19 protein-coding genes are annotated in these 19,342 nt (G+C 59.2%); 6 read left to right on the forward strand and 13 right to left on the reverse strand.

Annotated elements, in window-relative coordinates:
• Positions 1-22: 22 nt before the first annotated feature.
• Together AC2TDJ_RS01085 and AC2TDJ_RS01090 are read left to right on the forward strand one after the other, a co-directional pair.
• Positions 23-1,336, forward strand: a complete 1,314-nt coding sequence (locus tag AC2TDJ_RS01085) for a gluzincin family metallopeptidase (RefSeq protein WP_480838394.1) — start codon at positions 23-25, stop codon at positions 1,334-1,336.
• 149 nt (positions 1,337-1,485) lie between these two features.
• Positions 1,486-2,391 carry a pentapeptide repeat-containing protein gene (locus tag AC2TDJ_RS01090; protein ID WP_480838396.1) on the forward strand — a complete coding sequence of 302 codons (906 nt, stop codon included), beginning with the start codon at positions 1,486-1,488 and terminating at the stop codon, positions 2,389-2,391.
• A 50-nt stretch (positions 2,392-2,441) separates the two neighbouring features.
• On the opposite strand, the gene AC2TDJ_RS01095 is transcribed toward AC2TDJ_RS01090, so the two are convergent.
• The 8 genes from AC2TDJ_RS01095 to AC2TDJ_RS01130 all read right to left on the reverse strand — a co-directional run bounded on the left by AC2TDJ_RS01095 (position 2,442) and on the right by AC2TDJ_RS01130 (position 10,417).
• On the reverse strand, positions 2,442-4,214 hold the full coding sequence (locus AC2TDJ_RS01095; protein WP_480838398.1) for an adenylate/guanylate cyclase domain-containing protein: 1,773 nt from the start codon (positions 4,212-4,214) through the stop codon (positions 2,442-2,444).
• 90 nt (positions 4,215-4,304) lie between these two features.
• The gene (locus AC2TDJ_RS01100) at positions 4,305-4,919 is read right to left on the reverse strand and encodes a GNAT family N-acetyltransferase (protein WP_480838400.1); all 615 of its coding nucleotides are present in this window, start codon (positions 4,917-4,919) and stop codon (positions 4,305-4,307) included.
• A gap of 363 nt (positions 4,920-5,282) precedes the next feature.
• Positions 5,283-5,723: a hypothetical protein gene (locus AC2TDJ_RS01105; protein ID WP_480838402.1), complete on the reverse strand. Its 441-nt coding sequence runs from the start codon at positions 5,721-5,723 to the stop codon at positions 5,283-5,285.
• Positions 5,720-6,793, reverse strand: coding sequence for a phenylalanine--tRNA ligase subunit alpha (gene pheS / locus AC2TDJ_RS01110; RefSeq protein ID WP_480838404.1), 1,074 nt, complete (start codon positions 6,791-6,793; stop codon positions 5,720-5,722). Before pheS ends, AC2TDJ_RS01105 begins: the two co-directional genes overlap by 4 nt.
• Positions 6,794-6,875: 82 nt before the next feature.
• Positions 6,876-8,246: a glutamate--cysteine ligase gene (locus AC2TDJ_RS01115; protein ID WP_480838406.1), complete on the reverse strand. Its 1,371-nt coding sequence runs from the start codon at positions 8,244-8,246 to the stop codon at positions 6,876-6,878.
• Positions 8,247-8,322: 76 nt separating this feature from the next.
• The gene (locus tag AC2TDJ_RS01120; RefSeq protein ID WP_480838407.1) at positions 8,323-8,850 is read right to left on the reverse strand and encodes a hypothetical protein; all 528 of its coding nucleotides are present in this window, start codon (positions 8,848-8,850) and stop codon (positions 8,323-8,325) included.
• A complete protein-coding gene (locus tag AC2TDJ_RS01125; protein ID WP_480838409.1) occupies positions 8,847-9,722 on the reverse strand; it encodes a GNAT family N-acetyltransferase in 876 nt (291 codons plus the stop codon). The genes AC2TDJ_RS01120 and AC2TDJ_RS01125 overlap by 4 nt, the downstream gene beginning before the upstream one ends.
• On the reverse strand, positions 9,692-10,417 hold the full coding sequence (locus tag AC2TDJ_RS01130; RefSeq protein WP_480838411.1) for a 16S rRNA (uracil(1498)-N(3))-methyltransferase: 726 nt from the start codon (positions 10,415-10,417) through the stop codon (positions 9,692-9,694). The genes AC2TDJ_RS01125 and AC2TDJ_RS01130 overlap by 31 nt, the downstream gene beginning before the upstream one ends.
• A 12-nt stretch (positions 10,418-10,429) precedes the next feature.
• Here AC2TDJ_RS01130 and ubiA point away from each other — a divergent pair, with 12 nt between their 5' ends.
• The 3 genes from ubiA to AC2TDJ_RS01145 all read left to right on the forward strand — a co-directional run bounded on the left by ubiA (position 10,430) and on the right by AC2TDJ_RS01145 (position 13,685).
• Positions 10,430-11,392 carry a 4-hydroxybenzoate octaprenyltransferase gene (gene ubiA / locus AC2TDJ_RS01135; protein ID WP_480838412.1) on the forward strand — a complete coding sequence of 321 codons (963 nt, stop codon included), beginning with the start codon at positions 10,430-10,432 and terminating at the stop codon, positions 11,390-11,392.
• A 66-nt stretch (positions 11,393-11,458) separates the two neighbouring features.
• Entirely contained in the window at positions 11,459-13,363 is a 1,905-nt protein-coding gene (locus tag AC2TDJ_RS01140; protein WP_480838414.1) for an OmpA family protein, read from the forward strand.
• Position 13,364: 1 nt separating this feature from the next.
• On the forward strand, positions 13,365-13,685 hold the full coding sequence (locus AC2TDJ_RS01145) for a hypothetical protein (protein WP_480838416.1): 321 nt from the start codon (positions 13,365-13,367) through the stop codon (positions 13,683-13,685).
• 20 nt (positions 13,686-13,705) lie between these two features.
• Here the strand turns inward: AC2TDJ_RS01145 and AC2TDJ_RS01150 are convergent, their stop codons facing one another.
• From AC2TDJ_RS01150 to pgsA, 4 genes are all read right to left on the reverse strand, one after another.
• Complete coding sequence (locus tag AC2TDJ_RS01150) at positions 13,706-14,914, reverse strand: trans-sulfuration enzyme family protein (RefSeq protein ID WP_480838418.1); 1,209 nt, start codon at positions 14,912-14,914, stop codon at positions 13,706-13,708.
• A 124-nt stretch (positions 14,915-15,038) separates the two neighbouring features.
• Positions 15,039-15,482, reverse strand: a complete 444-nt coding sequence (locus AC2TDJ_RS01155; RefSeq protein WP_480838421.1) for a molybdenum cofactor biosynthesis protein MoaE — start codon at positions 15,480-15,482, stop codon at positions 15,039-15,041.
• Positions 15,483-15,486: 4 nt separating this feature from the next.
• Entirely contained in the window at positions 15,487-15,732 is a 246-nt protein-coding gene (gene moaD / locus AC2TDJ_RS01160; protein ID WP_480838423.1) for a molybdopterin converting factor subunit 1, read from the reverse strand.
• 3 nt (positions 15,733-15,735) lie between these two features.
• Positions 15,736-16,404 (reverse strand): CDP-diacylglycerol--glycerol-3-phosphate 3-phosphatidyltransferase, encoded by a 669-nt coding sequence (pgsA, locus tag AC2TDJ_RS01165; protein WP_480838425.1) that lies wholly within the window; start codon positions 16,402-16,404, stop codon positions 15,736-15,738.
• A 177-nt stretch (positions 16,405-16,581) separates the two neighbouring features.
• Between pgsA and AC2TDJ_RS01170 the strand changes: the two genes are divergently transcribed.
• On the forward strand, positions 16,582-17,466 hold the full coding sequence (locus AC2TDJ_RS01170; RefSeq protein WP_480838427.1) for a DMT family transporter: 885 nt from the start codon (positions 16,582-16,584) through the stop codon (positions 17,464-17,466).
• Here the strand turns inward: AC2TDJ_RS01170 and uvrC are convergent.
• A complete protein-coding gene (uvrC, locus tag AC2TDJ_RS01175) occupies positions 17,463-19,337 on the reverse strand; it encodes an excinuclease ABC subunit UvrC (protein ID WP_480838429.1) in 1,875 nt (624 codons plus the stop codon). The genes AC2TDJ_RS01170 and uvrC overlap by 4 nt on opposite strands.
• Positions 19,338-19,342: the final 5 nt, after the last annotated feature.

Consider the following 19,342-nt stretch of genomic DNA (forward strand, 5'->3'; position numbering starts at 1 on the left):
TCCAAGGTCGGTTCTGGTCCAAATGCGGGAGGGTAAATTGGTAAACTGGCCCGAAGACACAGAAGGCGAGACGGCTGGAACGCGGTTCCTGCTGTATCCGCAATCCCCCTATCTGGAACCGGGCACCAAGCCCGAACTGGTCGAAATCTCGGCCCCTCAGGGAACGATCGGGGCCGGGCCATCCGGGCCGCGTATGTACGCGATGAACCCGGTGGGAAAGACGACACCCTACGGGGCAATGATCGAGGGGGACGACGGTCCCGAGATGTACTTGCCGGCCTGGGACGGTTACATCCAGCCGCCACCCGAGCCTGACGAGTACGGCAATTTCATCCATATCGATCCCGACGACCCGGCCTTCGAGGCCGCGCATTTGTTCGGGGCGGCCCATTTCACAATGGACGTGTGGGAGGGGTATTTCGGACATCCCATCCCCTGGCATTTCGAAGATGATTTCGAGCGCCTGGAACTGTCACTGCTGCCCAGCCTCGATAACGCCCATATCGGCTGGGGGTTTCTGGAAACCGGCGGCACCTGGGAGCATGGCGACGAATATCGCCCCTACAGCCTGAATTTCGACGTGGTCGCGCATGAGATCGGTCACGCCATAATCTACAGCATCATAGGGCTGCCGTCAGAGGACGATGCAACTGGCGAATATTACGGGTTCCATGAATCGGCCGCCGACATGGTGGCGCTGCTGGCCTCGCTGCATTTCGGTTCGGTCGTGGACGAGCTGCTGAAGAACACCCGAGGCAATCTCTATACCTATAATCGCCTGAGCCGGTTTGCCGAACTGTCCCAGAACGCGCAGATTCGGATCGCCGCAAACGATCGTACCTTGTCAGAATTCTCGCATGGATGGTCCAGCGAACACGCGCTTTCGGAACCCCTGACCGGAGCGATGTTCGATATTCTGGTCGATATCTATCACGAAAGACTGGTGGCGCATGACGTGATCAACCCCGAGATGGAGGACCTGTCGGACGAATTGGAGGGAACTCCGGAATACAACGAGATCATGCAGGATTTGTTCGACACTCATTATGAGGCCGACCCCGAAGGGTTCCGCGTCGCGCTGGTCGAGGCACGGGATTTGCTGGGCACATACCTTGCCGACGCCTGGGAGATGCTGGATGCCGACATGCTGAGTTACTTTGGCGTGGAACGGGCCCTGGTGGTGGTCGATCAGGAAATCACAGGTGGCGCGTTTCGACAGATCATCGAAAGCAACTTCCGAATGCGCGATATCGGGCTGACTCAGCCCGGCCCCCGGTTGACCAAACCGGACGGAACCAGCCACGCATCATCGGTTCGAACGCTTAGGCCGGAATGACAATGACCTAAAGTCTTTGTTTTTATCACCGTTTTATGGCAGGTTACACGCGCGGGGTGATATTTCGAGATGAGGCGCACGAATAATGCGCTGAGAAGGATGGATGGCGTCAGTGACGTCATCGTTCTTTTTGATAGGGAGAAAAAGATATGTCTGAGTCCTTACTCAGTTTTTCCGAAGTATTATTGTTTGGACGAGAGTTAAGCGATCTTAAACTGAAACAGAAATCGGTCCGGCTGGCGCTTGAGATTGCCGGGGCCCTTCCGGCCCAGGTCGATGTGATCGATGGCGTGAAAGTCAGAGTTGACGACAAGATACTGGTTCAGAGCGATGATACCCCAAATCAGATATCAGGCATCTATAAGGTTGCAGAAGTCGGCGGCAATCTGACGCTCGTTAAACGCAGAAAAGTGCAGCGCGGAACTTTTGTCTATGTTCGCAGAGGCCGAGTATTCAAGCATACCTTCTGGGAGCAGACCGCAGACAGTCACAAAAACCAGTTGTTCATTGAACAGGATGATCGCAGAAGGGGTCGCGGCGTCAATAATTTCATCGGGGACCAGTTCGGAGGCGATGCCCGGCTGGCCCGGATTTATGGCTTCGCATACGACGGCACCTACTACGAACTGCCGGAACCCACGGTTTTCCTGGTTCATGGCGATGGCGAAAGCGCCACAGGGGGCAACCTGCCACGAGGCTTCAGTCTCGAGAATGCCGGTGGTCCGGATACGACCCGGCAAACAGCCCGTGCGCCCCTCGACCCATCGGTTTCGGGTGTGGCAGCGGCAGATTACCAGATGGCCAACGACATCCGCGTCTGGAATTACGATCAGGCCGATTATACGATCCGCATGGACATCACGGCCGGTCAGCTCGAGCAGGTCCTGCTCGACATCTATTTCGAATATGACGCTCCGATGATGAGTGGCGCAAAAGTCAGTGGCGCAAAGGTCAGCGGCGCAAAGGTCAGTGGCGCGAAAGTCAGTGGCGCAAAGGTCAGTGGTGCCAAGGTTAGCGGCGCGAAAGTCAGTGGCGCGAAAGCGCGCGGCGAATAAGACCGGTTATGCCAGAAAACGGGCGCGTCAAAAACGCGCCCTTTTTGTTTTCAGAACCCCGCTTTTCGAAGACCTTCCACAAAGTGCTGTGTGTCATCTTCAAGCCGGTCCGGCTGAACCTTTGACCATCGGTCGAGTGAAAAATTGGGATGCGCGAGCCGGTGCTGATCCGCAATGTGGCGCGCCATTTCCATGTTGCCCATCTGTGCATAACTGGCTGCAAGAATCCGCTGACCCTCGGTCGGGTTGTTCATCTTGTTCACCGACTCGATCACGTCTTCGTAGCGTTTCAAATTGTAATACGCACCGCCCAGGTGCCACAGGTATTGGTCGGGGAAATAGGGGTTCAGACGCATGGCCTGCTGCAAATGATTTATCGCCGCCTCGTTATCGCCGGAATGGGCCAGTGCATCGGCGTAATCGGAATGCATATCCGCATCATTGGGATTCAGCGCCAGCGCCCTTCGATATGACTGGATCGCCGCGTCATGTTCCTTGCGATAGAGCTGCACGAAGCCGAGTTCACCGAATCCACGGGCATCGGTCGGATCCAGATCGATGGCGCGTTGCGCCAACCCCAAAGCCTTGTCCAGCGCGCTTCCCGGGTCCTCGGTCCACGAATAGCGCCAATCTATGTTCAAGGTCCGCGACAATGCAGCAGCGGCACGGGCGTAACCCCCATCCCGCTGCAGGGCGGATTCATAGAAATTCTGCGCCTTTCGATTGTCGTTACGGGTGTACTTGAAAATATGATGCTGCCCCTGCAGAACCGATCCATAAGCCTCGAGATCTGAAGGAACGGCCTGAACCGTTCGTTGTTTTTCATGAGATTCGATCATCACAGCCATGGCGGCGACGATGCATTCGGTGACTTCATCCAGAATGTCGAAAATATCGTCGATCTTGCGATCGAAACGTTCCGCCCAGATGGTGCGCTCGGATTGTGCATCGATCAGTTCGGCCGTGATCCGGATACGGCTGGACGACCGGCGCACGCTGCCGCGGGCGACATAGCGAACGTTCAACCGCTTCGCCGCCTCCTGCGGCGGCATGGACTGCGCCTTGAAAAAGAACGATGAGTTCCGCGCGATGATAAAGAGATTGCGGAACTTGGACAGGTTCATGATGATGTCGTCCGTCAGACCTTCGGCGATCCAATTGTCCGCCTCATCCTGTCCGGCGATGGAAAAGGGCAGAACCGCGACGGATGGCGTATCTGGGCGTTGCAGCAAAAGATCCGGCTGCGGGTCCGTCCGCATCGTTGCGGCCATTGTTGCCCCTTCAACCTCGCTGCGGACACAATAGGTGGGCACCGGCGATATGATGTTCTTGAGTTGCTTGGGACCCAGATACTCATACCCGTAGCGCAAGCGGTTGCGGATCTGGTCATAGACGGCCGAGCTGACATAAACCCGCTCGGGATCCGCAATTTCCTGAAGCCGCGCAGCGATATTGACATTGTCACCATGAATACCGCGCTCATCGATCAGCACCTCACCGAGATGAACTCCGGCTCTGAACCTGATCGGCTCGGCGTAGGGGCGCGTTTTATTGTATTTGGCAGCAACCCGATGCAACTCAATCGTGAATTCGACGGCGCTGGTCGCGGTTTCGAACAGGGCCAGAATACCGTCGCCCCGCACCTCGACCACGTCCCCCGAATACGTCGCGCAAACGGCCTCCAAATGCGAAATTATCGATTTCAACGCGTTATACGTGTCCATCTCGTTTTCGCTCATCAAACGGGAATAGCCGACGACGTCGGCAAACATCACCGCGCCAAGCTTCTGTTTGATGGGTCTTTCCGTACTGGAACTGTTCACTGGTAATACTCGATCAAGTCCTATCGCCGGTTCTGACGGATTACGTATAATTGATTTCGCCGCGGAATGCGGTCGAATTTTTGTGACATTTCAGGTGCCTCCGGTATCTTCTGGCGGCCAGGACCAACTGGCGGAGTTGTTGGAACCAAAGGTGACGACCGTCTCGGACCCCAATTCGCGCGCCAGGGACTGCCGATGTTCCATCCAGTCCTGCTGCAAAAGGCCAACCACGACGATGTCATGAAACCGTCCGTCCGCGAACCAGGCCTGACGCATCGTACCCTCGTCCTGAAAACCCAGAGAGCGCACGACATCCCGGCTGCGCCGGTTGTCGGCGCGACAATACGAGGTGACGCGGTTCAGACCAAGTTGTCGAAACGCAAAATCCACAAGCAGAGCTGAGGCCCTGATGCCCGCACCGCTACCGCGCACGGGTTTATCGATGAACAGGGCAATAACCGCGTCGCGATTGACGTTCGAGATCGCCTCAAGCCCGATCATGCCCTGCGACTCGCCGCTGTGCGTCTCGACGACGAACCAGCATTTGTTGCTGTCTTCGGATGTGCTGACGACATCTTCCCACATGTTTTCGGTTTGCGGTTGATTGAGGGGAATGCGGCAGGTCCGGTCAAACAGCGCCAGATCCTCGACATCCTGGAACCAGCGCTGAACATCCGCCAGATCCGCCTTTTCCAAAGGGCGCAATCTGAACAGCCTTTTCGAAGTTTCGGTCAAAATAAATGACCTCCAAAATGAATGCACAAATCTATTCGGGGGATACTAGCACGAAATGGCGCTAAACAAAAAAGTAGTATTTTACACAGTGCCCTGCAGGGAGTTTTTCCGCTGGCGGGGTGTTGTCCCAAGCGGCCGTTGGGCACACAAGCCGCGTCATCGCCAGAGCGCAGGATGGCGTTCCTGGGTTTGTGGTCGGCAGTTTATGCTGGCCGAGTCCGTGTGTCGTTCAAACGGAGTGCCTGCGGAGAAAAATCGCCAGCCCGTGCGGGCGGTGTCGTCCATTGGGCTCGAACCAATGGCGCCAAAATGAACGATCGATGGCGCGGTGGCCTATCGGTCTTTGCTCCGCTCTTTCACCGCTTCACTACTGTTTTCTTCAGGATCAAACCGAAGAAAGTTTGGCTCGACCTCGTGCCGCTCCAATCCCAATTCACTTCGGAGGTCCCGCCGAAGGATCATAAGCAGCGGCAGCATGCTACCGGTGCCCAACGAAACTTCTTTAGTGAGATGCTTTGCTTCTTCGGCGGCATCCTTCGAACCAAAAAGGAAAATGGCGCCTAGTGAAGACTCTACTCGTCGTTTCTTTTCCTCCGGCAATGGATTTCTACCAGCCGCATCCTCAAGGTTTCGGTAAGCTTCAATCAGATGAGAAACGATGCGTTCGCGCCGACGTTCTTCCTTGTCACGTCTAAGTGCAAAGAAGTACGCGCTCCAAGCGCCAACAAGTCCGGCGATTACTCCGGTAGCGAACGGGATAACCCATTCGCTCACCGAGACAAACCACCATGCAGGTTCGGCATATCCAGCGCCGCGAACCCGTAGTGGCGCAGCCAGCGCAGGTCGGAATCAAAGAACGCCCGCAAATCCGGAATGCCGTATTTCAGCATCGCCAGACGGTCGATCCCGATGCCGAAGGCAAAACCCTGATAGACGTCCGGATCAATCCCACCGGCGGTGATCACCTTGGGGTGGACCATGCCCGAGCCCAGAATCTCCATCCAGTCGTCACCCTCGCCTATCTTCAGCTGGCCGTTATCCCAGGAACAACGGATATCGACCTCGGCCGACGGTTCGGTGAAGGGGAAGTGCGAGGCGCGGAAGCGCAGTTCGACATCGTCGACCTCGAAGAAGGCCTTCACGAACTCTTCCAGAACCCATTTCAGGTTCGCCATCGAGATGTCTTTGTCGAGGGCCAGCCCCTCGACCTGATGGAACATCGGCGTGTGGGTCTGGTCATAGTCGGCGCGGTAGACGCCGCCCGGACAGATCACGCGGATCGGTGCGCCCTGCTTCTCCATCGAGCGGATTTGCACCGGCGAGGTATGGGTGCGCAGCACATGCGGCGGGCGATTGTCGCCCTCGGCGCGGTGCATGTAGAACGTGTCCATCTCGGCCCGCGCGGGGTGGTGGCCGGGGATGTTCAGGGCGTCGAAATTGTGCCAGTCGGTTTCAATCCGCGGCCCTTCGGCAACGGAGAAGCCCAGTTCGGCAAAGATCGCGGTCAGTTCCTCGGTCGCCTGGCTGACAGGATGGATCGAGCCCTGACGACACGCTCGGGTCGGCAAGGTGACGTCCAGCCACTCGGTGCGCAGACGCTCATCCAGCGCGGCATCGGCAAGGGCTGCTTTCTTGGCAGTCAGGGCCGAGTTGATCTCGTCCTTCAGGGCATTCAGCGCGGGACCTGCGACCTGGCGCTCTTCGGGCGTCATCTTGCCCAGCTCGCGCATTTTCAACGCGACCTCGCCCTTTTTGCCGACAGCCGCAACGCGGATCGCCTCAAGCGCGTTTTCATCGCCGGCTTGCGCGATCTGCCCCAGGTATTTTGACTTTAGATCGTCCATGACGCTTTCCGAACTGGCCCCTGAATTTGGTCCAGAACCTGCTATCGGCCTATCCTTGCGAATGCAAGCCGGACGGCGCGGATCAATAGCTGTATTCGGGGTAAATCCGGGTCAGATCCCCGTTCCAGTCGCCATTGAAATGATCCATCAGCTCGTCCGCCGGAACCTTGCCGGATTCGATACTGTCCTTGAGCGCGTTCAGGAAATGCGTTTCGTCCGGCACCAGTCCGCCCGCGCCCGGACGCGCCCGCGATTTCAGCCCCGCTTCGGCAATCGAGACCACTTCCCGTGCCAGATCGTGCATGTTGATCCCACCAACCTGCGCCTGCAGCCCATCCCTGGCAGCGCCAACGCGCAGCGCCTCGCGCGTGTCGGCATCCCAGCCTTTGACCAGATCCCAGGCGGCGTCCAGCGCGCCCTGATCGTAGGTCAGGCCAACCCAGAAGGCCGGCAGCGCACAAAGGCGGCGCCACGGACCGCCGTCGGCACCGCGCATTTCCATGAATTTCTTGATCCGCGCCTCGGGGAACGCGGTCGTCAGATGGTCGGCCCAGTCGCTAAGTGTGGGTGTTTCGCCCGGCAGGGTGGGCAATTTGCCTTGTAGAAAGTCCCGGAAGGACATGCCCAGCGCATCGATGTATTTGCCGTCGCGGTAGACAAAATACATTGGCACATCCAAGGCGTATTCGACCCAGCGTTCGAACCCGAATCCGTCCTCGAACACGAAGGGCAACATGCCGGTGCGTGCGTCATCCAGATGCCGCCAGATATAACTGCGCCAGCTTTTCTGGCCGTTGGGCTTGCCCTCGAAAAACGGCGAGTTCGCGAACAACGCGGTCGCCACCGGCTGCAGCGCCAGCGCCACGCGCAGTTTCTGCACCATATCGGCCTCGGACCCGAAATCGATATTGACCTGAACCGTGCAGGTCCGGCGCATCATCGCGCGCCCCATGGTGCCAACCTGCTCCATGTAGTCATTCATCAGCTGATAGCGCCCCTTGGGCATCAGCGGCATCTGATCATGCGTCCAGATCGGCGCGGCGCCCAGGCCGATGAAACCCACGCCGATCTTGTCCGAGATGTCCTTCACGTCGCGCAGATGCGCGTTCACCTCGTCGCACGTTTCGTGAATGGTTTCCAACGGTGCGCCCGACAGTTCCAGCTGACCGCCGGGCTCCAGCGACACATTGGCGCCGTCTTTTTGCAGACCGATCAATTTGCCGTTTTCTTCCAGCGGCTCCCAGCCATGCAGATCCCGCAGACCCCGCAGCACGGCCAGAATCGAGCGTTCGCCTTCATACGGCAGCGGCTTCAGCGTGTCCCGGCAATACCCGAATTTCTCGTGCTCGGTGCCGATGCGCCAATCCTGTTTGGGCTTGCAGCCCGATTCCAGGTATTCGGCCAGTTGTTCGTGGCGTTCGATCGGTCCGCCGCCGGACTGGGGGATGGACATGAAGCGTGCTCCGATCCTGATGTGTCTTTCTTGAAGGCCAGTCGTGGTCGCAAACCGCCCCGGTGTCAATGCAGCGTCAATGCAGGCGGATATGGGCCGGGCGCATCGGGCGACGTTCCCAAATGACAACGGGATGTGTCGCCCCGCCGTTCAGTTCCGACAACATCTGCTCGGTTTTCAGCCCCGGCAGGGCCGAGAACACGTCGAACAGAGCCTCGGCCCCCTCCGCATTCACGGGAATGTGAAGCGTGGGTTGCCCCGGCTGATCCAGAATCCAATGCGCCGGAGACGACGTCGGGTCCAGCGCCAGCCGCTCCATTTCCCGCGCAGCGACGATGCCACCATCCAGCGGGCCGAGATAGGTGATCTGCCCTTCGTCGATCGTTACGACGCCGGGCCCACCAACACCCAGACGAAAGCGGGCGCGCTGCACCCCGATAACAGCCAAGGCGGCCGAGACGACAACCAGCACCCATCCCAACCAGCCCAACAATCCGCCGGGGCCACTGATCCAGCTTACGCCCAACAGCAGAACAAATCCTGCTGCCAACACCTCGCGCCAACGCCACAGGGCAAGTTTGGCTTCGGGTCGGATGAAACTCATGCAACGTCCTCCGGGTCTGTGAACAGGATCAGTGAATACTGTCCTGCGGGCTTGAACCCGATAGCAATATAGGCACGCGCCGCAACATCGGAAGCGGCAAACAGGACCGCGCGGGAAACGCCGGCATTCCGCGCCTCGGTCAGATGCAGAGCTACAGCCAGACGGGCATAGCCCCGCCCCCGCAACTCGGGCGGTGTATAGACACCACCTATCTGAACCACATCTGGCAGGCGCGCGTTGAATCCGGTCATAGCCACCGGTTGCCCGTCGATAAGCAGAACCCTGTGAGAATCCCGTGCCGCGTAAGCCAAAATGTCCTCACCGGCCTGTTTCTGCGCCCGTTCACGTTCGAAGTCCATCGCTTCGATCAGGTAATCCCGCCGCCACCCCTCGGTGACGATATGGTCCAGAGCACCCAAGGGCACGAGTTCCGCGCCGGTCGCATCAGGTAGAACAAGCCTATTCAGGTCGAGCGAGAAGCCGGGTTCGTCACTGTTCAGCGTCGCGGGCCTGTCTTCCCAACCGGCAAGCCGCATGATCCGCCGGGCCTGCGTCGCTTCGGCGGCAATTCCGAACAGTTTGCGGCCACGGACCAAGCGAATTGCGTCCCGAAGGTCTTCATCTGAACAGTCGGGGCATTGGGGCAGGATCATGCCCTCATTGGTGACTGCAAACACCGCCCGCAGCGTGTCCCCAAGCTGCCAAATCAGAACTGCCCGCGGATCGGACCCGTTCAGCCCGAAATCCCGCAGATTTGCCAATAAGAACATCGAACTTTGCACATGGCGATACAGAAACGTCTCGATTTCGGGCACATCCCGAGCTTGCGCGGCGCGCCACATCACGCCCAGTCCCCAAGTGCCTGCTGCCACATGGTCATCGCAGCGACTGCAGCAGTATCGGCGCGCAATATGCGCGGCCCCAGACTGACAACATGGGCATAAGGCAAACCCGTCAGCCGCTTGCGTTCACGCTCGGAAAACCCACCCTCGGGACCGATGAGGATGGCCCAGGGAAGGGTTCCCTCATTCTCGGCAAGGCGCAGAGCGGACCCAACCTCTGCCTCATCGCAGAACATCAACTGACGATCTTCGGGCCAGCTGTCCAGAAACCGGTCGAGCCTTTGCAGTTCAGATACCTCGGGCACAAATGTCCCGCCGCATTGCTCGGCGGCCTCGACCGCGTGGGCCTGAAGACGGTCCTGGCGGATACGCTCGGAATTGGTGAATTCCGTTTGCACCGGAATGATCCGAGCCGCGCCCATTTCCGCTGCTTTTTCAACGATGAAGTCGGTGCGCGCCTTTTTGATGGGCGCGAACAGAAGCCACAAATCGGGCGGCAACTGCAGCGGTTTGGTCTGCTCAACACATGTCAACGCGCCACCGCGTTTGCCTGCCTCGGCGACCTCGGCCAGCCACTCTCCATCCTGCCCGTTAAACAGGGCAACATGGCCGCCAACGGTCAGACGCATGACGCCGAACAGGTAGTGCGCCTGATCGCGCGTCAAAGGAACCGATTGCCCCGGACCCAAAGGGTGCTCTACATACAGTCTGATTTTTGCACTCATGAGACCTTACATATGCAAGGCAATGTCCCAACACCAGACGGTCAGGTCGCCGATGCAGTCACCGGCAACTGGGTCGATACCCGAGCCCCTGCGTTCGCCCGCCCCTATCTGCGGTTGTCGCGCGCTGACCGGCCGATTGGCACATGGCTGCTGTTGATTCCCTGTTGGTGGGGTCTGGCTCTGGCGATCCTCAGCGACGGTAACCCACGATGGGGCGATCTGTGGATTGCGGTCGGATGCGCTTTCGGCGCCTTTCTGATGCGCGGCGCGGGTTGCACATGGAATGACATCACGGACCGCAAGTTCGACGCCCAGGTCGAGCGCACCCGGTCCCGCCCGATTCCATCCGGTCAGGTCAGCGTGCGGCAAGCGGCGATCTGGATGGCTCTGCAATGTCTGCTGGCGCTGGCGATTCTGCTGACGTTCAATCAGGCCGCCATCGCAATGGGCGTGCTGTCGTTGCTGCCTGTGACGATTTATCCCTATGCAAAGCGTTTTACCTGGTGGCCGCAGGTCTTTCTGGGTCTGGCGTTCAACTGGGGCGCTTTGCTGGCCTGGACGGCCCACAGCGGCACCGTTGGCTGGCCCGCGATCACGCTGTATCTGTCGGGCATCGCGTGGACGCTGTTCTATGACACCATCTATGCGCATCAGGACGCGGAAGACGACGAATTGATCGGCATCAAGTCGACGGCCCGCCTGTTCGGCACCGATACCGCCCGATGGTTAAAGTACTTTCTGATCGCCACGGTTGGTCTGATGGGGCTGGCCATAATAGATGCTGCCATCCCGCAGGCATCCGTTCTGGCCCTGGTCGTCGCGCTGGCGGGACCGTGGGCCATGGGGTGGCACATGGCGTGGCAACTGCGGGGGCTGGACACCGAGGACAATGCCAAACTGCTGCAGCTGTTCCGCGCAAACCGCGACACCGGCCTTATTCCGCTGATCTTCCTCTGCGTCGCGCTGCTGCTCTGATTGCACCTTCCTCACGCGCCCGTTATGAGTTCGGGGCCAATCGCCAGAGGAGTTTCAAGCTCACCCATGCGTCTGCCGTTTCCCATTGCCGTTGCCGTGATTTTTGTGGTGTCCGCCGTGCTGTCTTTAGTAGGGGCGGGGTTTGCGGTCACAAAAATCGAAGAGGCATCGGAGCTGGCAGTTCGCCGGGCATTGAACCTGAACGGGCATGATTGGGCCGAAGTGCAGTCCGACGGATTAAGAGTTGTTCTGACCGGCACCGCGCCCGACGAAGCGACCCGTTTCAACGCCCTCACGGCTGCGGGGACCGAGGTCGACACGTCCCGGGTGATCGACGAGATGGACGTGGCGCCGACCGCTGATCTGACACCTCCGAAATTCTCGGCCGAAATTCTGCGCAATGACAGTGGTATCTCTGTGATCGGACTGGTTCCGGCGAGCGAGGATCGCGAAGCGCTGATGGACAATCTGCAAGCGCTGGATCAGGGCGTCTCGGTATCGGACCTGATGGAAAGTGCGGACTACCCCGCGCCAAAGGGGTGGGACGAGGCCATTGCTTATGCCGTCGAGTCGCTGGCCAAACTGCCGCGCGCCAAAATCTCGGCAAGCCCCGGATTGGTCCGGATTACTGCCATTGCCGACAGCCAGCGCGAGAAAGAGCGGCTTGAGCAGGATCTGACCCGCTCTGCGCCTCCGACTCTGCGGATCGGTCTTGCCATTTCAGCCCCGCGCCCGGTGATCACACCGTTCACCCTGCGCTATCTGATCAACGAAGAGGGCGGTCAATTCGACGCCTGTTCCGCGCAGGATGAAAAGGCCCGCGACATCATCGTTGCAGCCGCGCAGAATGCGGGGCTGACCGGTCCGTACACTTGCACCATCGGCTTGGGCGTACCTTCGCCCAACTGGGCCAAAGCAGCCGAACTCAGCATCGACGCACTGGCCGAGATCGGGCAGGGAAGCGTGACGCTGACGGATGCCGACATCACGCTGGTCGCAGCGCCAGGCACTGCACCAGCGCTGTTCGACCGGGTCGTGGGTGAACTTGAAACCGCGCTGCCCGAGGTTTTTGCCCTGCACGCGGTCCTGCCTGAGCCGGAAACCATTGCTCAATCCGGACCCATCGAATTCACCGCAACGCGCAGTCCCGAAGGTCTTGTCCAATTGCGCGGCCGCGTCGGAGACGAAACCCTGCGCGATATGACCGACAGTTTCGCACGCGCGGCCTTCGGCTTCGGGCAGGTGCATACGGCAACCCGGATTGCCCCCGACATGCCGGCAGACTGGCCGGTTCGGGTTTTGGCTGGGCTCGAGGCTTTGTCGCATCTCCATCACGGGGCTCTGACCGTTACGCCGGATTCGGTGGAACTGTCAGGCGTCAGCCACAATGAGGACGCGAAGGCGTGGATATCGGGTCAGTTGTCCGAAAAGCTGGGCGATGCGCAGGATTTCACCCTTTCGATCACCTATCAGAAACCACCTGAACCCGAAGACGCGCTGCCCGACCCGGAACTGTGCGAGGCGCAGATCGCCGAAGTTCAGGCGAGCAAAAAGATTGCGTTTGAACCGGGGTCGGCCACTGTTGCGGCGGACTCGCGCGATACCGTCAATCAGATCGCGGATATTCTGCGCGACTGTGGCCCTATACGCCTGGAAATTCAGGGCCATACCGACAGTCAGGGCCGCGAAGAGATGAACCAACAGCTGAGCCAGGCACGGGCGCAATCCATCCTGAACGAGCTGCGCGGACGCCGTATCCCGACCTCGAGCTATACCGCGGTCGGCTATGGCGAAACGCAGCCCATCGCCGACAATGACACCGAGGAAGGCCGCGAGGAAAACCGCCGGATCGAGTTCCGCCTGATCCGGCCGGAACCCGTTCCAAATTCCGAAACCGGGTTGGAGGCCATGGAAGCGACCTCGGGAACTTCGGACGCCACCCCCTCAGATGCGGACGCAGAGGACCAGTAAGTTGAACAGAACAGAATTCGTCATCGCAACCGCCATTATCCTTTTCGCGGCCTTCTGCATGGGATGGTTCGCAAATTGGCTGGCACACCGTCTGTCCCGCGTCCGTCAAAGCGACGTGGCCGATCTGGATCGGATGAGCCAGGAACTGCACGAGGCTGAAGAATCCCGCGATCAGGCGATAACATACTTACAGCAACGCGAGGCGGAGCTGACCAACCAGCTGACGCAGGCCGAGGCCGAACTGGCCGCAGCAATGGAAGGTCTGCGCGACGCCCGTCAGGAAGCTGAATTGCTGCGGGGACGGATCAACAACGCGGACTAGAGTTCGGGCCGCAGGTCACCTCAGAGAACCTGAGCCAGATCCGCGATCAGGTCCTCTGGGTCTTCAAGCCCGATGGACAACCGGAACACACCGTCACCGGCATAGTCGCGATAGCTTTCAAGCTGCGCTCCCTTTAGCCTGAAGGATGTCTCCATCAGCGCATCGGTTCCCATCCAGAAAATCAAACTGCGATGATGGCCCAGCGACACCGCATAGTGGATGATCTGCAACTTTTCGATCATCTGTTGGGCCAATGCCTCTCCGGCAGCCCTGTCGCCGACCTGAAATGTGATCATGCCTGACGTGTTGTGCATCTGCCGTCGCGCCAGATCGTATTGCGGGTGGGATTTGAGACCCGGATAAATCACCCTGGTCACTGACCCGCGGGATTCCAGCCATTCGGAGACAGCCAAGGCCCCGGCCTCGTGCGCCTTCATGCGCAATGGCAACGTGGCCATGCCCCGCGCTATCATCCACGCGTTGAAAGGAGACATGATGCCGCCGTGGTGTATCGCGGATTCGCCGCGGATCTTTTCGATCAGTTCCTTTCGACCCGCAATCGCGCCACCGATCGCATCCCCGTGTCCGCCAATGTATTTGGTCACGGAATGCATGATCAGGTCGACGCCCAGGTCCTTGTTCGCCTGCCCAAGCGGCGAGGCGAACGTGGCATCACAGGACAACAGCGCGCCTGCACGATGCGCGATCTCGGCAACAGCCGCCAGATCGGTCAACCGCCCGATCGGGTTCACCGGTGTTTCGGTGTGGATCAGCCGCGTGTCCGGGCGCACGGCCGCCTCAACAGCATTCAGATCGGACATGTTGACCGTGCTGACCTCGATGCCCAGACGCGGAAGAGTGTCGCGGGCCAGCTCTGCAACGCCTGCATAGGATACGTCCGACACGATCACGTGATCTCCGGCCGACAGAAATGTAAGAAAGATGGCCGTGGCGGCCGCCATTCCGGATGCCAGGCAGATACAATCCTCTGTTCCCTCCAATGCGCTGATCTTTGATTCTAGGGTTTTGACATTGGGGTTGGCCCAGCGACTATAGAGATACGGAGCCTCTTCCTCGATGTCGTGGGCTGAAAAGCCGGCCACCTGATCCGTCACAAAGGTCGAGGACATATGCAACGCCGGGGCAGATGCGCCGGTAGACCTGTCCGGGCCCTCTCCGGCATGAATGGCTTTGGTCGCAAGCCCCTTTTCTTTCAATCCGTTGTGCATGCTGGTCCCCTTTTGACGTTTGGTTTCAATTCATCATGAATTGGCGATCACACGTCTAGAGGCGAATTGAACGCGCAGCGTTCTCAAAACGACACCGCAAAAGTGCATGGCCCGTGAATTGATCTCACCAGCGGGTCAGCGCGTCTTCGTCCTCGTCCTTCGCGGCAACCCATTCTGCACCGGTTGTGGTAATTTCTTTCTTCCAGAATGGCGCGCGGGATTTGAGGTAATCCATCAGATATTCCGCAGCCTCGAATGCATCCTTGCGATGCCGTGATGCGGTGGCGACCATCATGATCCGGTCACCCGGCGCCAGGCGTCCATACCGGTGAATCACCAGCACATTGCCCAGAGACCACCGATCTTTGGCCTCCTGCGCGATCTTGGTCAGGGCGCGTTCGGTCATGCCCGGATAATGCTCGATTTCCATGACATCCAGATCACCTGTCGCCAGGTCGCGTACAACGCCTGTGAAAGTCACGATCGCCCCGTTCACCGCGTTGCCGGCGGCAAAGGCATTGGCCTCGGCCCCCAGATCGAACGCCTCTTCCTGAACAGCGATCCGCATTGCGTCAGCCTCCGGTCATGGGCGGAAAAAAAGCCACCTCACGGACGCCGGACAGCGGTGCATCAAAATCCGACAGCTCCTGATCCAAGGCGACCCGCAACGCTGAAAGGTCGGCAAATGCAGCGGCGTAGCGGTCTTCGCGTGCGCTCAGCTCTGCAACCAGATCCGAGACCGTCGCGGCATTGGTGTCGACCTTTTCCTTGGGCAAGCCGATCCTTTCGCGCACCCAGGCGAAATACAGCACATCCATCCCTTAGCTCTCCTTCAGATGGGGCATAGCTTTACGTAGGTAGTCATAGCCGGTGATCAATGTCAGCGCAGCCGCAATCCAAAGCAGCCACAGCCCGATCCGACCCGCCCAGAACATCCCTTCCAGGTTCCAGCGCACAGCGTTCAGATCTTCAAGCTGTCCTGTCAGGACCTGATCGATCGTTGCTGCATCCATTCCGAAGGTGGCCATCACAAAATAATGCTCGAAGATGCCCTGAGAGAACAGCACCGCGATGGCAATCATCTGGGCGGTGGTCTTCCATTTGGCCAGTTTCGTCACCTTCAATGTTCCGGCCACATCGCCCAGATATTCGCGCAGGCCCGAAACAAAAACCTCGCGGAACAGGATCACGGTGGCGGGCAGCACCAGCCATGGCGTCCAGTGTTCGGTCGAATAGCCAACCAGGATCATAAGCGCGATTACCACCATGGCCTTGTCGGCGATGGGATCCAGCATTGCACCCATCTTTGTTTCCTGCTTCCACGCGCGCGCCAGGTAGCCATCGAACCAGTCGGTAATGGCCGCCGACAGAAACAGGATCAGGGCAAACCAATCCGCATAGGGGCGCGTGAAATACAGAAACATAACGGCCAGACCGGGCGCGGCCAGCAGGCGCAATACGGTCAGTATGTTCGGCAAATTCCATTTCATGCTGCGGACCCTACAGTGCCGGCTTCGGACAGAAAAGACGGGGCGGTAAAAAACAGTACCAATCACAGATGCTTGGTCAAAGGGTCACAGTTCGTGGGCCCGCGTGTCAAACCCCTTGGCCTCGGGTCACGAACGCGCCAGATTGCCTATGAAACTGGCCACGGACGCGCGAACCCTATGACACCCCGAATTCCAATGGACGCCCGATCCAACCTGATCGGAAGCGGTTGGATGATTGCTGCCATGGCAGGTTTTGCGCTGGAAGACGCGTTGTTGAAAAGCGCGTCCCTGACGCTGCCGATCTGGCAGGTACTGGTTCTGTTCGGCACTGGTGGGGCCGTGATATTTGCCTGTGTTGCCCTTTTGCGCGGCACTCGGCTGCTGCATCCAGATGTGCTGTCCCGGCCGATGAAGATACGCGTTCTTTTCGAAATCCTGGGGCGGTTGTTCTACGTGTTGGCCATCGCGCTGACGCCCTTGTCCGCCGCAACCGTGATCTTGCAGGCCACACCGCTGGTCGTGGTCGCAGGGGCAGCCGTGTTCTTCGGAGAAGCCGTTGGCTGGCGGCGATGGAGTGCGATTCTTGTCGGCATGGTCGGGGTGGTCGTCATCATCCAACCAACCGGAGACAGTTTTTCTGTCCTGTCGATCCTCGCTGTAATGGGGATGCTGGGCTTTGCCGGTCGCGATCTGGCCAGCCGCGCCGCGCCCGCAACCCTGGGAACCGAGGTTCTGGGGTTCTATGGGTTTCTTTGCATCGTGGTCGCCGGGCTGGCCTACCGGTTCTGGGAAGGGGTGCCGTCGGCTCCGCTGGCAGGCCACACCGGACTGCACATGACCGGTGCAATCTTCATGGGCACCATAGCCTATGCATCCCTGATGAAGGCGATGCGTACGGGTGAGGTTTCGGCGGTTACGCCATTTCGCTATTCCCGGTTGCTGTTCGGCATCGGGTTGGGCGTGTTCTTGTTCGGCGAGCGTCTGGATCAGACCATGTGGATCGGCAGCGCGCTGATCGTGGCCTCGGGGCTTTACATCCTCTGGAGAGGTCGTCGGGCTTAGCCCTTGTCGTGGAAAAAGTCATAAACTTTTTGCGCCAGCCCGGCGGAAATCCCATCAACCGCTTTGAGATCGGCAAGATTCGCCCGGCTGACCGCTTTGGCGCTTCCGAAATGCGCCAGCAAGGCCCGCTTTCGCGCCGCACCGACGCCGGGGATTTCGTCCAGCGGTGTCGCGCCGACGGCTTTGGCTCGTTTGGCCCGATGGGTGCCAATCGCGAACCGGTGTGCCTCGTCGCGTAGACGCTGAATGAAGTACAGCACCGGGTCGTTGCGTTTCAGGGCAAAGGGGCGCTGACCAATCCGGTGAAACTCTTCCTTGCCGTGATCCCGGTCGACACCCTTTGCGACGCCGATCATGGGGATGTCTTCGACGCCATGCGTTTGCATGATTTCGTGCACGGCGCTCACCTGCCCCGCGCCGCCGTCGATCAGCAGCAGATCAGGCCATAAACCTTTGTCCCGGTCCGGGTCTTCCTTCTGCAACCTTGTAAAGCGCCGGGTCAGAACCTCTTTCATCATTCCGAAATCGTCGCCCGGGGTCAGGTCTTCACCGCGTATGTTGAACTTGCGATAGGCGTTTTTCATGAACCCCTCGGGCCCCGCCACGATCATGCCGCCGACGGCGTTGGTGCCCTGAATGTGGGAGTTGTCGTAGACCTCGATCCGGTTCGGCGGGCCGTCCAGATCAAACGCCTCGGCCACACCGCGCAGGAGTCTGGCCTGTGTTGCGCTTTCCGACATGCGACGCGCGAGCGACTCTCGTGCATTTCGCAGCGCACCCGCGATCAGCTCCTGTTTTTCACCGCGTTGGGGCACAAGAATCTCAACCTTGCGCCCAGCTTTCTCTGACAGGGCCTCTTGCATCAGATCGGCGTTTTCGATGGCATCCGACAGGATCAGTTGCCGGGGCGGTTCCTTGTTGTCGTAGAACTGGCCGAGGAAAGCCTCCATCGCTTCGGCCGCGGACACGTCCGGCCCAACGCGCGGATAAAAATCTCGGTTGCCCCAATTCTGATTGGCGCGGATGAAAAACACCTGCACACAGGCCTGACCACTGTCCATATAAAGGCCGATCACATCCGCCTCGGTCACGCCGCGCGGGTTGATACCCTGAGACGTCTGCACCTGCGTCAGCGCACGAATGCGGTCGCGCAATCCAGCGGCGCGTTCGAATTCCATCGCTTCGGACGCGGCCATCATCTGTTCGGCCAGTTCCTCCTGCACCCTGGTTGAACGACCGGACAGAAACCTTTCCGCATCCTGGACGCTTTCGCGGTAATCCGCTTCCGAGATCAGCCCGACACAAGGCCCCGAGCAGCGCTTGATCTGATAGAGCAGACAAGGCCGGGTGCGGCTGTCGAACATGGAATCCGAGCAATTGCGCAGCAAAAACGCCTTTTGCAACTGGTTCAGCGTTCTGTTGACGGCACCGGCGCTGGCGAATGGGCCAAAATAGGCGCCCTTCTCTTTCTTTGCGCCGCGATGTTTCTTGATCTGAGGAAAGGCATGATCCTTGGCGACGAGAATATTCGGAAAGCTTTTGTCGTCGCGCAGCAGTACGTTGTATTTCGGCTTGAGCTGCTTGATCAGGTTCTGCTCCAGCAGCAGCGCCTCGGTCTCGGTCCGTGTTGTCAGAAACATCATCGAGGCGGTCGAGGCGATCATCCGCTCGATCCGGCCCGAGTGACCCGGCCGCGTATAGTTCGAGACCCGTGCCTTGAGGTTCCGCGCCTTTCCCACGTAAAGAACCCGACTATCGCTGTCGAGCATCCGGTACACGCCGGGCGAACTGTCCAGTGTCTTTACGTAACGCTGGATGCAGGCATAGCCGGTGGGCTGGGTTTCCGAAGTCGGTTCGTCGTGAGAGGTCATGGGCC

It is taken from the genome of Ruegeria sp. HKCCD6647-2 (genome assembly GCF_057221075.1).